Annotated in this window: 15 protein-coding genes; 13 read left to right on the forward strand and 2 right to left on the reverse strand. The window is 50.5% G+C overall.

What is annotated here, in order from left to right; all coding sequences use genetic code 11:
* The first annotated feature begins 2 nt into the window (after positions 1-2).
* From CJP46_RS24190 to CJP46_RS24245, 12 genes are all read left to right on the forward strand, one after another.
* Positions 3-989, forward strand: a complete 987-nt coding sequence (locus CJP46_RS24190) for a carbohydrate ABC transporter permease (RefSeq protein ID WP_094598173.1) — start codon at positions 3-5, stop codon at positions 987-989.
* Positions 990-1,042: 53 nt separating this feature from the next.
* Entirely contained in the window at positions 1,043-2,110 is a 1,068-nt protein-coding gene (locus tag CJP46_RS24195; protein ID WP_094598174.1) for a glycoside hydrolase family 76 protein, read from the forward strand.
* A gap of 157 nt (positions 2,111-2,267) precedes the next feature.
* The gene (locus CJP46_RS24200) at positions 2,268-3,287 is read left to right on the forward strand and encodes a LacI family DNA-binding transcriptional regulator (RefSeq protein WP_094598175.1); all 1,020 of its coding nucleotides are present in this window, start codon (positions 2,268-2,270) and stop codon (positions 3,285-3,287) included.
* A gap of 125 nt (positions 3,288-3,412) precedes the next feature.
* On the forward strand, positions 3,413-4,402 hold the full coding sequence (locus CJP46_RS24205) for an ABC transporter permease (protein ID WP_179281304.1): 990 nt from the start codon (positions 3,413-3,415) through the stop codon (positions 4,400-4,402).
* A 23-nt stretch (positions 4,403-4,425) separates the two neighbouring features.
* Positions 4,426-5,310, forward strand: coding sequence for a carbohydrate ABC transporter permease (locus CJP46_RS24210; RefSeq protein WP_094598176.1), 885 nt, complete (start codon positions 4,426-4,428; stop codon positions 5,308-5,310).
* A 384-nt stretch (positions 5,311-5,694) separates the two neighbouring features.
* Positions 5,695-7,341 (forward strand): type 2 periplasmic-binding domain-containing protein, encoded by a 1,647-nt coding sequence (locus tag CJP46_RS24215; RefSeq protein WP_094598177.1) that lies wholly within the window; start codon positions 5,695-5,697, stop codon positions 7,339-7,341.
* A gap of 46 nt (positions 7,342-7,387) precedes the next feature.
* Positions 7,388-8,731, forward strand: a complete 1,344-nt coding sequence (locus CJP46_RS24220) for a glycoside hydrolase family 30 protein (protein ID WP_094598178.1) — start codon at positions 7,388-7,390, stop codon at positions 8,729-8,731.
* Positions 8,732-8,973: 242 nt separating this feature from the next.
* Positions 8,974-9,951 (forward strand): ABC transporter ATP-binding protein, encoded by a 978-nt coding sequence (locus CJP46_RS24225; protein WP_094598179.1) that lies wholly within the window; start codon positions 8,974-8,976, stop codon positions 9,949-9,951.
* Complete coding sequence (locus CJP46_RS24230; protein ID WP_094598180.1) at positions 9,944-10,699, forward strand: ABC transporter permease; 756 nt, start codon at positions 9,944-9,946, stop codon at positions 10,697-10,699. Before CJP46_RS24225 ends, CJP46_RS24230 begins: the two co-directional genes overlap by 8 nt.
* Positions 10,700-10,744: 45 nt before the next feature.
* Positions 10,745-11,161: a GntR family transcriptional regulator gene (locus CJP46_RS24235; RefSeq protein ID WP_094598181.1), complete on the forward strand. Its 417-nt coding sequence runs from the start codon at positions 10,745-10,747 to the stop codon at positions 11,159-11,161.
* On the forward strand, positions 11,139-11,837 hold the full coding sequence (locus CJP46_RS24240) for an ABC transporter ATP-binding protein (protein WP_094598182.1): 699 nt from the start codon (positions 11,139-11,141) through the stop codon (positions 11,835-11,837). Before CJP46_RS24235 ends, CJP46_RS24240 begins: the two co-directional genes overlap by 23 nt.
* Positions 11,834-12,577 carry a hypothetical protein gene (locus CJP46_RS24245; RefSeq protein WP_094598183.1) on the forward strand — a complete coding sequence of 248 codons (744 nt, stop codon included), beginning with the start codon at positions 11,834-11,836 and terminating at the stop codon, positions 12,575-12,577. The genes CJP46_RS24240 and CJP46_RS24245 overlap by 4 nt, the downstream gene beginning before the upstream one ends.
* A 354-nt stretch (positions 12,578-12,931) precedes the next feature.
* Here CJP46_RS24245 and CJP46_RS24250 read toward each other — a convergent pair whose 3' ends face one another.
* Positions 12,932-13,465, reverse strand: coding sequence for a YbhB/YbcL family Raf kinase inhibitor-like protein (locus CJP46_RS24250; protein WP_094598184.1), 534 nt, complete (start codon positions 13,463-13,465; stop codon positions 12,932-12,934).
* 171 nt (positions 13,466-13,636) lie between these two features.
* Here CJP46_RS24250 and CJP46_RS24255 point away from each other — a divergent pair, with 171 nt between their 5' ends.
* A complete protein-coding gene (locus CJP46_RS24255; protein ID WP_094598185.1) occupies positions 13,637-14,302 on the forward strand; it encodes a GntR family transcriptional regulator in 666 nt (221 codons plus the stop codon).
* Between the two features lie 240 nt (positions 14,303-14,542).
* Here CJP46_RS24255 and CJP46_RS24260 read toward each other — a convergent pair whose 3' ends face one another.
* Positions 14,543-14,767, reverse strand: a complete 225-nt coding sequence (locus CJP46_RS24260) for a hypothetical protein (RefSeq protein ID WP_218831052.1) — start codon at positions 14,765-14,767, stop codon at positions 14,543-14,545.
* Positions 14,768-14,782 lie beyond the last annotated feature (15 nt).

The raw sequence follows: 14,782 nt of genomic DNA on the forward strand, positions 1-14,782 counted from the left end.
GCATGAAATCAATTCCGATTTCGAAGTCCAAGCAGCGTGTGGCTGTGCAGCCCGAAGGTATCGCTAACCGAGCGAAAGCGTTAAGAAATAACAGCGTAATAAGCCGAATAAGCAGCAAAAGCCGCTGGTTTGCACTCATTTACCGCATCTTCGTTTATGTGATTCTGATTGATTTGGCCTTTGTCTTTCTCTATCCGTTTATTTATATGATCACGACCTCGCTCAAGCATCCAGTGGATCTGATCGACTTCGCGATCAAGTGGATCCCGACCAGTCTGGCATGGGAAAACTTCTACTACGGCATGAAGGGGCTGCAATTTTGGACGCATTTCAATAACTCGGCCCTGATTTCCGTGGTGAGCGTAATCGGGCAGGTGTTATCCTGCTCTTTCGTCGCCTATGGATTCTCACGAATCAAGTTTCCCGGACGGGAAGTCCTGTTCGTGCTATGCATGTTCACGATGATTATTCCGCCGCAAACGATCATCGTACCTTTGTATATGCAGTACAAGACGATCGGGTGGCTGGACAGCATGATGCCGCTGATCGTGCCATCCTTCTTCGCCAATGGGCTAAGGGGAGCCTTGTTCATCTTTATCTTCCGCCAGCTGTTCCGCGGTCTTCCGTGGGAGCTGGAGGATGCGGCCAGGGTGGATGGATGCGGAAGCTTCCGCGTATACTGGAAAATTATTCTCCCGCTTACACCGCCCGCGATCGTTGTAACGACCCTTCTTTCCTTGGTATGGCATTGGAATGACTTCTTCGAGCCGTCAATCTTCCTGACGTCGGAGGAGAAGTTCACCTTGCCGATGATGCTTCCGCGGCTCTATCAATCTCTGGATACATTGACAGGCAGCAGCTTTGAAGTGTTCAGCTTGCCTGTCGTCATGGCTGCTACATTCCTTGCGCTGGTTCCGATGCTTGTGGTCTATCTCTTTCTGCAGCGGTATTTCATTCAAGGCGTGGAGCGCTCCGGGCTGGTTGAGTAAGCGTAGTGAACAGCACTCCAATTGTGTGTGGTTGAAAGGAGAGGAATGGCACCATGCTGTGGTCAGAACGCGCGGATGCGGCGCAGGAAGCGCTGCGCCGGCATTATTGGAACCCGGATATCTCGATGTTTAATATTGAAACGCCGTGCCCGAACGGCGACTGCAACACGATTTTCCACTACTGGTGGATGGCGCATGCCGCCGACGTGCTGGTGGACGGACTGCTCCGTACCGGCGAAGCAGTGTACGGGGAGATGCTCGCTGAGCTTCATGACGGCATCCGGCGCCGGAACGGCGGCGTGTACCCGAATGAGCTGTACGACGATATGGAATGGATGGCACTCGCCTGGCTGCGGGCGTATGAAGCAACCGGCGAGGAGAAGTACAAGGAAACCGTCCAAATTCTGTGGGAGGACATCAAGACCGGCTGGAATGACCATATGGGAGGCGGCATCGCTTGGCACAAATCCCAGCTGGCTTACAAAAATACCCCGGCCAATGCGCCCGCCGCCATTCTCGCGGCAAGGCTTTACCGATGTTTTGGCAGTGATGAGGATTTGGACTGGGCCTGCAACATTTACGATTGGCAGAAGCGTTCGCTGGTCGATCCCGCAACCGGCTTCGTCTGGGACGGCATGAACCGGACCGGGGACGGAAGCATTGATAAGGACTGGAAGTTCGCCTACTGCCAGGGTGTCTTTATCGGCGCGGGCGTGGAGCTGTGGCGGGTGACCGGGAAGGCGGTCTTCCTCGAAGAGGTTCTGCGCACGGCCAAGGCGGCCAAGGCGGAACTTGCCGCGGATGACGGCGTGTTCCCGGACGAAGGAAGCGGGGACGGCGGCCTGTTCAAAGGCATCCTGGTCCGTTACCTGGCGGAGCTGGGCCTAGCCTCGGAGGAGGCTGCCCGGCTTGCCGTCCCGATCGTCGCCGGAAACGCGGACGTTCTGTGGGACGCCGGGCGAAGCGCCGCATGCCTGTTCGGAACGGACTGGAGGCAGGCGCCGGAAGAACCGGTATCCCTAAGCACCCAGCTGAGCGGCGTAAAGCTGCTGGAGCGCATGGCGGAGCTGGAGAAACTGGGATTTGTCGATAATGACTATACCCTAAACATTAGGACTTAATCGTTGGTATGGAAGTCAGGCTCAGTAGACCGTTCACGTCATGTGGGCGGTCTATTGGTTTGGATTCCCTCCTTCTAAAAAAAGGATTGCGTTGAAAACGCTTGTATGGTATTTTATGTACATAAAAACGTTTTTATAGTAAAGGAAGAATGGTTATATGGGTAAGGTAACGATCAAGGATGTGGCTAGAGAAGCCGGAGTCTCGATTTCTACGGTTTCGAATGCATTGAATGACGTGGATGTATTGAGCCCGGAGACCAAATCACATGTGCTGAAGGTGGCAGAGCAATTAAATTATGTACCGAACCTGAACGGGAAGCTGCTGAAGTCGGGGAAGACCAAGATGCTGGGCTTCTTTACAACAAGTGTATCAGGGCCTTACTTCTACACACTGGTTGAGTCGATGTCACATGAATGTGATCGTCTGGGTTATGGATTGAATGTATTTATTACGAAGGATAAACAGGTTATCATGAGCAATATTATGGGCGGTCGGGTGGATGGCGTCATCATATTCGAAGAGCTGAAGATCGACGACAAAGACATCGCTGCCATGGAAAAGGACAAGATTAATGCCGTGTTCCTGGACCGCGAGGTTCAGAACGAGACGATGGGCAGCATCATTTTCGACTCCTATGTAGCCGGTTATGAAGCTACCAAATACCTGATCAGCCTGGGGCATAAGAAGATCGCCTATATTTCCGGCGTGGATACGATGTTTGACAGCGTTCAGCGGAGAGAAGGATATCTGGCTGCACTGCGCGAGTGCCAGTTTCCCATCGATGGAGACTATATCCTGCAAGGTTATTTTGAGGAAGAAGGTTCCTATAACGCTGTGAAATCATTTCTTCACTTACACCCCGGCAAAGTGCCCGATGCTTTTCTTGCCGGTAATGACGTTAGTGCCATCGGTTGTATTCGGGCCCTGAAGTCCCAGGGATACGAGGTTCCACAAGATATAAGCGTCGTGGGCTTCGATGATATTGATATCGCGCAGTATTTTACACCGCCCCTATCGACCGTACGCAATCAGATTGCCAGACAAGGCATTCTGGCCGTGGATCACCTGGTTCGCATGATTCAGAAGAAAGAGCAAGGCAAGACTCAGAAATTGCCGGGGGAACTTGTCGTTCGCGGCACCAGTCACGTAAAGATCAATCGGAATGAACCGGTTTAAGTGAAAGGGCCGATCATTCCGATCCGTTTTTTTGAAAATCATTCAAAATAAGAGGGTTTTTTTCGTCTAAAATAAAAACGTTTTTATTTATGTCAGTCATTTTGTGATCAAAGGAGGCTTACCAGGTGGGGAAAACAGCTGTAGTTCAGTCAACCGGCACAGGCCCGGTTCATCCAACCGGAAAGAAGCCGAGGGGGCAGAGAATCAAGGAGTTTTTCATTGATTTTAAGCGACAATGGGAGCTTCAATCGATGATTCTTCCTGGTATTATCTTTATGTTTATCTTTTGCTACATACCGATTTATGGTTTAACCATTGCTTTTAAAAATTACACCGTCATTGATACGCTGGATTCCGCTCCGTGGGTTGGCCTGGACAATTTCAAAATTATTTTATCGGATAAGTATTTTTGGGATTCCGTAGTCAACACGCTGGGCATCAGCTTTTTGAAATTGGCGGTGGGCTTTGTCATTCCGATCATTCTGGCCATTATGATTTACGAGGTAGGCATGGGAAGATTCAAAAAGTTCGTACAGACCATTTCGTATCTGCCTCACTTCTTGTCATGGATCGTGCTGGGCGGAATGCTCATAACCTGGTTCTCAACCTCCGGTTTACTTAACGAAATTCTGCTTGGTTTAGGGTTGATCTCGCAGCCGCAAAACATTTTGCTCGACCCGAGCAAGTATTGGTGGATTGCGACCTTATCGGATATCTGGAAGGAAGCGGGATGGGGGACGATTCTGTACTTGGCAGTCATGTCCAAGATTGATCCTACCTACTATGAAGCCGCAAAAATCGATGGCGCAAGTCGCCTCAGACAAATCTGGAACATCACACTGCCTAACATGAAGATGATTATCAGCTTAAATCTGATCCTTACTGTAAGCGGTTTATTGGGGTCGAATTTGGATCAAACCTTGGTGCTCATGAATTCACAGAACCGGGAAAAGGCAGAAGTCATTAACTCGTACGTGTACCGGATGGGTATGACGCAAGGGGATTTCTCGTATGCCACCGCCGTTGGTTTGGGTGTATCCATCATATCTGTCATTCTGCTCGTTACGGCCAATAAGGTGACCAGCAAATTAAACGATAATCAATCCGTTCTATAGGTCATGCAGGGGGAGGCATTACGGTGAATTTGAAAGCAGCAAAAGGGGATCTCGATAGCAAGATCTTTGATACGATCAACATCATCCTATTGGTTGTATTTACGATTATTATTGTCATTCCGTTATGGAACGTTATCGTTTCATCCTTCAGTTCGGGCAGGGCCCTTGCCGAGGGCGGGTTTATCTTCTGGCCTACGGAATTATCGCTTGAGAATTATCAGGCTGTGTTCAGAGATACAGGCATATGGCAGGCCTTTTTCATCTCGGTTGCCAAAACCGTGATCGGGGTTATCACCCATGTATTCTTCTGTGCCATGGTTGGTTATGGCTTGAGCAAAAAATACGTCCGCGGCCGCAAGTTCTATGTTGCGATGGGTGTCATCACCATGTTTTTCTCGGGCGGTATGATTCCGACCTACTTATTGATTAAAAGCTTGGGCCTGCTAAACAGCTTCTGGGTTTATATTATTCCAGCTCTCTTAAGTTTCTATGATGTCATCATTCTGATGAATTTCTTCCGCAATGTGCCGGATTCGCTGGAAGAGTCGGCGAAGATCGATGGCGGTGGCGACTGGAGAGTTTTTCTGAGCATATTCATCCCTCTTTCCATGCCGGCCATGGCCACAATCGCCTTATTTAACGGGGTAGGGCAATGGAATGATTTTATGACCACCAAATTGTATATCACGGATCAATCGCTATATCCCTTACAGATGATGCTGTATGAAATTATTGTGCAGTCTCAGACGCAATCGATGCAAAATATCGGTTCGGTAGCGATTCAAACCACCACGAAAGGGGTCCAACTAGCAACAATTGTCGTAACAACGCTGCCGATTGTTGTGATGTATCCAATATTGCAAAGATATTTTATCTCTGGAATGATGCTTGGGGCAGTCAAAGAATAGAGAAGCTGCTCTAAGGGGTTGTTCAAAAAGTCCGCTTTTGATAAGAAAACCAATCGAGGCCAATCAAGGATGAGTGACCGCGATTAAAAGGTAGGTTTTCTTGCGATATAGAATTTCATCAGCTCTGCTGATAACGAATAAATTCTATATCTAACACAAGTGAATCAGGGGGCAACTCAGCATCGAATCTTGAATTCAGCCGGGCCTTCCGGTGCTCACGTACCTAAAACGTACGCTCCGCTCCTCAGGCCCTAGCATCATTCAACCTTCTCGGTGCTGAAAACCGACCTTTTTGAACACGCGCTCTAAGGGAGTGGAAAAGAAGCTGCCTGTAAAGACAAGGCTCTATAAGGAAAGCGCTTTAATTAAAAGGGAGGGTATAGGATGTTTACGAACAAAGCTTTTGGAAAGAAAGGACTCACACTGTTTACTGTATTGATGAGTGTTGTATTGGTTGTGAGTGGCTGTAGCGGATCGGGCGGCAAGTCCGGCTCAAAGAAGGAGAATTGGATTTCGATAGAAGACCGTTATACACCGGATGCCGAGACTCCGGCTTGGAAACTGGATAAAAAAGAAGAGGTAACCAACCTGACTTGGTATGTAAATGCGGATTGGTGGAATACGGATTTCGGCAAGGACGTTGTAACTAAGAAAATCAAGGAAGATCTGAATATCAATATCAAGTTCATCACGGGTGACGATACCAAACTGAACACGTTTTTTGCCGGCGGGGAAATGCCGGATTTGATCACAACGTTTGACTCCAACTCCCCGGTGGTACAAAAAGCGGCTACATGGGCGCTGCCGTTAAATGATCTGGCCGAGAAATATGATCCTTACTTCAATAAAGTCGCTGCCCAAGACACAATCAACTGGTTCCAGCTCAAGGACGGCAAAACCTACGGATATCCGAACTATTCCAATACGCAAAAAGACTATGATAGCGGCAACATTCCTGCGAAAACGGCATTTATCATCCGTAAGGATGTTTACGAAGCCTTAGGTAAGCCGGCCATGGGCACACCGGAACAATTTCAGGCCGTTCTCGCGGATATCAAGAAGAAGTTCCCTGCCCTGATTCCATTAGGTTTCAACTCTATTGGTGAAGGAACAGGATCGCTTGGCGATACGCTGCAGGATTTCATCGGCGTGCCGCTGGAAGACAAGAATGGCGGATTCTATAACCGTAACCTCGATGAAGATTATCTGACTTGGGTAAAGACATTTAATTCTGTATACAGAGCCGGGGCTATCAGCGATGACAGCTTTGCCGATGACGGAACGGCTTTTGAAGAAAAGGTCAAAGCCGGCAAATATGCAACCATCATGCTGGATGGAACACCGCAGCAGGGCGGTAACCTGCAAAGTTTCTACAGTAATAATAAAGGTAAAGAGTACATCGCGATTGACGGGCCGCAGAGCACGGTCGGGCATGCACCGACACTGAATCAATCCGGTATCACTGGCTGGATGATCAGCTTTATTACGAAAAATAATGTGGATCCCGCTAAATCGATTCAGCTCTTCACCTACTTGTTAAGCGAAGAAGGACAAATGCTGATGAACTATGGTATTGAAGGCGAGACCTATAAAAAGAACGCGGATGGAACGGTGGAATTCCTGCCTGCTGTGAAGGAGCTTCAGTTAAATAACCCGGATTCCTTTAAAAAGGATTACCGCATGGGCGAATTCATGTTCTTTGGCCATGACCGCCATAAAGCGCTCAGTGGTGACGCATTCCCGGATGCAATCAAGCAAATGCAAGAGTGGGGTAAAGGGAAGCTGACACCACACTTTATTCTGGAGAATATCAACCCTGACCAAGGAACACCAGAAGCACGTTCTTTGGCCGCAATCAATACCAAATGGAACTCAACACTCATCAGTATGATTCGTTCGAAGGATGATGCTGCGTTCGATAACCTCTTGAATGAATACAAAAAGTTTTTGGATAGTAACAATTGGGACAAAATCGTGGAAGTTCGCAACGAGAAGATGAAAGCGAACAAAGAAAAGCTTGGGCTGAAATAAGCATCCACGGATAGGAAACGATATATAGAAATCTGGAGGGAACAACATGTTGAACATTACAATCTACCAGTCGAACGGTGAAGAGGAATTATTCATTAAGAAAACCAAGGAGGAGCTTTCGCCTGTATCTCCTACTGCACTGCTGAATACGGTTGTTATCGATGAGGAGCAGACGTATCAGGAGATGGATGGCTTTGGCGCGTCCTTCACGGATTCCGCTGCTTACCTGATTCATCAAGTACTGGAGGCCGAGCAGCGTTCGGAGCTCATGACACAATTGTTCGATGCGAAGGAAGGGATTGGTTTGTCGGTACTGCGCCAACCCATGGGTGCATCCGACTATGCACGTGACTTCTACAGTTATAATGATCTACCGGAAGGCCAGTCCGATATGGAGCTGAAGCAGTTCTCCATTGCACACGATGAGGACGATATTATTCCACTCCTGCAGGAAGCGCTGCGATTGAATCCGGATATTAAGCTGATGGGTTCGCCTTGGAGCCCGCCAGGCTGGATGAAAACTAGCGGGTCGATGATCGGCGGAGAGCTGAAGCAAGAGTATTATTCGGTTTATGCTAATTATTTCGTGCGTTATATTCAGGAGTATGCAGCAAAGGGTCTACCTATTTATGCGGTTACACCGCAAAATGAGGCATTGTATTCACCAGGTCATTATCCCGGCATGATCATGCTGCCTGAGGCACAAAGTGATTTCATTAAGAATCACCTGAAGCCGCAATTCGTGAAGAACCATGTCGATACGAAAATCCTCTGTTATGATCATAATTGGGATAAACCCGACTACCCGCTGACGGTGTTTGAGCAGGCCGACGATGCGGTGGATGGTGTCGCTTGGCACTGGTACGGCGGTAAGCCGTCGGTCCAATCGGACGTATTCGAAGCTTTCCCTGATAAAGAGGTTCATTTCACGGAAGGGTCAGGCGGGGAGTGGATCCCGCCGTTTGAGCAAGCCTTCTCGAATGTCATGCGAACAGGTATCGAGATTCTCCGCAATCATAGCAAGTCTTATGTATTGTGGAATATGGCGCTGGATGAGGAGAATGGTCCTACCGTACCAGGCTTTGGTACAAGCACCTGTCGCGGTATTGTGACCGTGAATCAACAGACGAAGGAACTAACCTATACGCTGGACTACTATGCGCTGGCGCATTTCAGCAAGGTGATCCGTCCGAAAGCACGGCGTGTTGCTTCGACCAGCAATGATCTAATCCGCTCCGTTGCCTTTAAAAATACGGATGGCTCGATCGCAACCGTTTTGTTTAACGACAGTGAAGCTTTGGAGAGTGTAGCTGTTCAGTTGCACGGAAAAGAGGCATTGCAGCTTGAGATGCCGCCAAAGAGCGCTTTGACGGTCATGTTTGGAGAGTAACTAGTAGACAGATCCGCGGTTAGCGGGCCGATTTACATTAAAAACCAGCTGATCACATGAAAAAACGGCCTTACCATTGAAAAGTATAAAAGAGGATTACATTGCACGGCGATCGCTTCCCGGTATTCAACCGGAGAGTGGCCGCCGATTTTTTTTATCCTGAAACAATAATCTTGGGCTTTACAATCACAATGTTCTAGTGTACTATTCAACTATAACACTAGTACAAAGGGGTTGTGAGTATGAACCTTCGAACAAATATGCAGGCGGATGCCAATGCGCCGGTTCTTTCGCTCCAGGGCGTTTCGAAACGGATCGGCAGCAAGTGGATCGTCAGCCAACTTTCTTTTGACGTTCATAAAGGCGAGGTGGTCGGCCTGCTGGGGCCAAACGGTGCGGGTAAAACGACGACCATCCGCATGATCGCCGGATTGATCGGGATGACGGAGGGGGATGTGTTGGTCCGCGGGAGCAGCATCCGCCGCGACTGGAAGCAGGCGATCCGCCATATCGGGGCGATTATCGAGAACCCGGAGTTCTACCCGTATATGACCGGCTATGACAATTTGAAGCAGTATCAGCGGATGAATCCTGGGATCAGCCGGGAGCGGATCGACGAGGTTGTCCGGCTCGTGGGACTGGAGCAGGCCATGAAGAAGAAGGTGAAGGCCTACTCGCTCGGCATGCGCCAGCGGCTCGGCATTGCCCAGGCGCTGCTGCATGAGCCGTCGGTCCTGATCCTGGATGAGCCGACGAACGGCCTGGACCCGGCGGGCATCCGGGAGATGCGCGACTACCTCAAAAATATCGCCCGCGAAGAAGGCATCTCTATCCTGGTATCGAGCCACCTCCTGCTTGAAATGGAGCAGCTCTGCAGCCGCGTCGTCGTCATTCAAGACGGCAAACTGGTGACGGTCCGCTCCATTGGCGGAGGCAGCGGGGAAGCGGAACAATCGGGACAGCAGGAAACGATTCGCGTCATGTTCCGCGTCGGCCGCTTGGAAGAGGCGAAGCGGCTGCTCGAAGGGCTGGATCAGGCCGAGGTACTCGCGGTGAATCCGGAGCAGAGCGAGCTGGTCCTTTCCTTAAAGTACAAGGACATTCCCGGGGTGGTGGAGCGGCTGGGCAGCGGCCGAATCCCGATTTACCTCATAACAGAGCTCAAGCAGTCCCTGGAAGACGAATTCCTGAAATGGACGGGAGGAAACCAAATTGCGTAGTTTTTCTTTGCTGGTGGTCAATGAATGGCTCAAGATGGCCAAGAAGCGCAGCTTCTTCATCCCTTATGCCATCGTGGCGGTGGCCGCGATCGCCCTCGGCTGGATTCTTCAGCGCTGGGGAGGAGAGATGATGACGGAGGCGAGCGCCCTTGATTATACGGTGCTGATGGCAGGTATGAGCGGCTTCGGCCAAATGACGGCCATGCTGGCGATCATCTTTACGGCCGGCATCGTATCCGGGGAGCACGGCCAAGGAACGATCAAGTTTCTGCTGATCCGCGGGCAGAGCCGATCCGCTGTTCTGGCATCCAAATACACGGCGGCCGTCCTGTTTACGCTGTCGCTGGCCGTATGGCTGACGGTGCTGAGCTTCGCGGCGGGCGCGTTCTTCTTCGGCACGGATGCAGGGCAAGCAAGCTGGCGGGATGTTCTGGTTGCCGGAGGCAGCTCGCTGGTATACAGCATTATTTTCATGACGCTGGCCTTTATGATGGGAGTGCTGACCCGGTCGACGGGAGCCGCGATGGGCGTGGGCATGGCCGCGGTGATGTTCAGCGGAATCGTGATTCCGAAAAGCTTCTATAAATATGTGCTGTTCCCGAACGCGGACCTGTCGGTGTACAGCCAGGGCGGACACGCACCGATTCAGGGGATGAGCCTTGGTTTTTCCATCGCCGTTCTGGCGGCATATCTCGTCTTGTTTCTTGTCGCCAGCTTTGTTACGTTTAAGAAACGTGATATTGCCTGATGCGCGAAGGAACATAAGCTGACGGCGAAAGGAGTCTGTCCTGAAGTGAGTATCGAATTCGACAACAATTTGCCGATCTATCTGCAAATCATGAACCATATCAAGAGACAAATTGTTTCGGGTATCCTGCAGCCGGGCGATAAAATCCCTTCCGTTAGGGAAATGGCGGCCGATCTGCAGATCAACCCGAACACGATCCAGCGCACGTTTCAGGAGTTGGAACGCGAGGAAGTCGTAGAAACCCGGCGCGGGCTGGGAAGATATGTGACAAGCGAGGAATCGAAGATTATGGCGATTAAAAAAGAAATGGCGGGCGATTTGCTTCACCGGTTTATTCATGGCATGCAGGAGCTGGGGTTCAAAAATCAGGATATCGTCTCGATCGTAAGCGAGGCGGTCTCGGAGGAACGGAAGCAAGGAGGAAAGGAGGGATCTGCGGATGGAAACACTACTCAAGGTTGACGGCGTGTCCAAGAAATACGGGGCGAAGCTGGCGCTGAACAGCGTGTCTTTTGGCATCGGGCCGGGACGGATCGTCGGTCTGCTCGGTTCAAATGGCAGCGGGAAAAGTACGCTGATGCGGATTGCCGCCGGGCTGACGCCGCCCTCCGCGGGAAGCATTTCCGTACTGGGCAAGCCGGTCAGTAAGGAGACGCGGAGCCTGATTTCATATATGCCTGACCTGCCGCTGACAGAGAGCTGGATGCGGGTGAAAGATGCAATTGCCTTTTACCAGGATTTCTATGCGGATTTTGACTTGGAAAAGGCGCGCGAAATGCTGGACTTCATGAATTTGAAGGAGAACGACCGGGTCAGCTCCCTCTCCAAGGGCATGGGTGAACGGCTGCAGCTGACGCTGGCCCTTTCCCGCCAGGTCAACCTGTATCTGCTTGACGAGCCGATCGGCGGCGTGGATCCGGTGGCCCGGGGCAAAATCCTCGACGCGATCGTCCGCTTCTACAGCGAGGACAGCAGCTTGATCATCTGCACCCATCTGGTGCGCGACATGGAGCGGATTTTTGACGAGGTCATGTTTATCCAAGACGGCGTCATCGTCCTGCATGAGGAAGTGGAGAGTATCCGCATCAACCGTGGAAAAGGCATTGACGATCTGTTTAAAGAGGTGTTTGGCGAATGATCAAGCTGTTAAAATACGATTTGAAGCGCAACGCGACGCTGCTCCTCGGCGGGATGGCGATTCTCCTCCTGTGCGAGATGGTCCTTCTCTTGTCCAGAGCCACGGATGAAGTGAAAATCGTACTCTCGGTTCTGTTCTTCGGCGCAGTCGCGGTTATTTATTTCATTTCCAGCCTCCGTGTGTTCGACTACAACATCACCACGGTCAGCCGCCGGCTCGTTCCGGTAGGTGCCTTGTCTTACGTGGGGGCTTCTCTGCTGTATGGACTGCTGAACACGCTGGTGCTGACCGTGATCGGCGCGGCGTTCACCGTTTATTTGGTGGCCAGCTTAGGGGGCGGATTCAGTTGGGTCGGCCAGATTCCGGTCTGGGCCATCGTGCTGATCGTGATAGAATACCTGTTTCTGCTTGTGTACGGCTTTCTTACCTTTTACGTGACGATCGGCTTGGCGCGCAGCCTGGCAACCAAAGGTGTGTTCTGGGTCGGACTGCTGATTTTTATCGTCCTGTCCATCGTCCTGTCTTGGATTGAGAATTTACTGTTCGGCCAAGATTCGTCTGCGGTATTCGGAAGCGTGGATGTGGAGTGGAGCTCCGAGTCCGGCATTTTGGCTCGGGAGCTGCCGGGACTCCTGTCTGCCTGGCAAACATGGGGCTCCATCGTGTTTGAAGGACTGGTGTGCGTCGTCTTTTTGTACGTGATCAAATGGTGTATAGAGAAGAAGATCGAAGCGAGATAAAGAAAAAGGTAAAGGGTAGTATAGGCGGCGTGACGCTTGGCAAACGGAATGCAGGACGTGAACTTTGACGCCGCTTGCCATAGAAAAAAGGGGGACTTAAACGGGTACCCGTACACTGGACACTTCAAAAAGTGTTTAGCGTACGGGTACCTTTTTGCATACGGAGCTATTTGAATTTAATGGTGTTTTTGATTTTGCTTCCACAGCCGCAAATGATCGTATGCTTCAAATCTTTAATTGGCTGGTGGCACACAGGGCATACACTTTGACACAGCGGATCGTTACTCTTCATCGCTTCCTCCGTACTTGACGCTGCTTCATACCATCGTCTCTTAGATCCCCAAAAGGCTTGGTTTATTTAATTTCCCCTGTAGCCACGAGAACGGCTCTCCCCAGCGTATGGCCCAGCATAGTGAATCCTAAGAGAGCTGGTGTGGCGCCCGAGTCAACGCCAATATCCTCGACATCCAGCGCATGAACGACAAAATAATACCGATGCGGACCGTGTCCTGCTGGAGGCGCCGCACCGATAAACCGTTCGAGCCGCGCATCGTTCGGAAGCTGCAAGGCGCCTTGCGGCAAGCCGCTGCCATGCTCGTCTCCTGCACCGGTCGGCAGTTCGGTGACGCTGGCAGGGATGTTGATGACGGCCCAGTGCCAGAAGCCCGATCCGGTCGGGGCATCCGGGTCATAAGCAGTGACGGCGAAGCTCTTCGTTCCTTCTGGCACCCCCGTCCACTTTAAATGGGGCGAAACATCATTGCCGCCCTCCACTCCAACCGAGTACTGCTGGGGCGGTAGGGCAAGGCCCTCCGCAATATCGTTACTTGTCACCTGAAAGGCTGCGACCTCCGGCAATTTGGCAAATGGATTGTTATTGTTGTTCAATGTAAACTCCTCCTTTTTTGTATGATTCGATTATATACATAAGAATCGATTATGTAAATATCAATCGTTTTATGTGAGTATTATTGAATTTTCCTTGTTTTTTTATAAATTTCGGTGTAAATTATTTAAACGTGTATAATCCCGAAGTGCATAAAGGAGGATGGCGTCTACATGGCCAAAAGAAACGGTTCGTCCACTTTAAGCGAAAATGTCACAAAGAAACTGAGGTCTGATATTCTGACCGGACAATATGAACCGGGCTCTCCATTAACCGTTTCGGAATTAGCCAAAGGGTTTGATGTCTCGGTTGCCGTCGTTCGAGAAGCACTGACCAGGTTGGCGAGCCAAGGCCTCATCTTGCAAAATCCGAATCACGGCTTTTCCGTGAAGATGGCGTCGGAAGAGGAATTGAACAGCATCATAGAGGCGCGGTCGATCAATGAATCCGCGGCATTACGCCTGTCCATCGCCCATGGCGATCTGACATGGGAATCCAATGTCATCGCTGTTCACCATAAATTATCGCAAACACCCGAGTACGAGGATGACAATCAAAAGCTTATTGTTCGCGAAGAGTGGTCCGACATTCATCGTCAATTTCATTACGAGCTTATTGCCGCATGTCCCAATCCGGTGCTCCTGGATATATGCAGACGCTTGTGGGATTTGAGTGAGTTTTATCGGCATTGTTCTCCCCCGCAGCAGACCATTCGCGATGGCCGTGCCGAACATAAGGCATTAGCGGATGCCGTTGTTAGCCGTGACGGCGATCGTGCCGCCGAGATTTTTAAAGCGCATATCCAACTCACCGCGGATATCCTGTTTGACCATCGATAAGCGGATGCCCCCTACAAGCCGAAGCCTATACTTTAACCCAAAAAAGGAGCAGTCTGCCGTCCGGCAAACTGCTCCTTTATTCAATTAACCCCAAACCGTAGGGATGGTTTTATAAGGGCAATGTTTAACCAGAATTACCGGTTCTCATGCTCTTTTTCCATATAAACCAGACTAAGCTGCCCGTTGATGACGACGGTCCGAAAAACGCAGTATCCGATGCTTTCTTACAGCCGAATATTTTTAACGCTCCGGTCGCCCGCGCACGGACCCGACGATCCGGCCGCCGGCGGCTGCTTTGATAAATACATGGTCTCGGAACTGCATCCGGACCTCTTCTAAAATCTGCGTCAGGGGCTCAATAGAGTCATCGCCGTACAGCTCGGCCTCACTGATATAGGCCAGCTTTTGCAGCTGCAGAATGTCCTCCGCGTCGGCCTCATGGGCGTGTAAAATTTCTAAACTCATCTCAGCTCAACTCAC

The organism is Paenibacillus sp. XY044 (assembly GCF_002257645.1).
In the GTDB taxonomy this organism is placed as follows: domain Bacteria; phylum Bacillota; class Bacilli; order Paenibacillales; family Paenibacillaceae; genus Paenibacillus_AQ.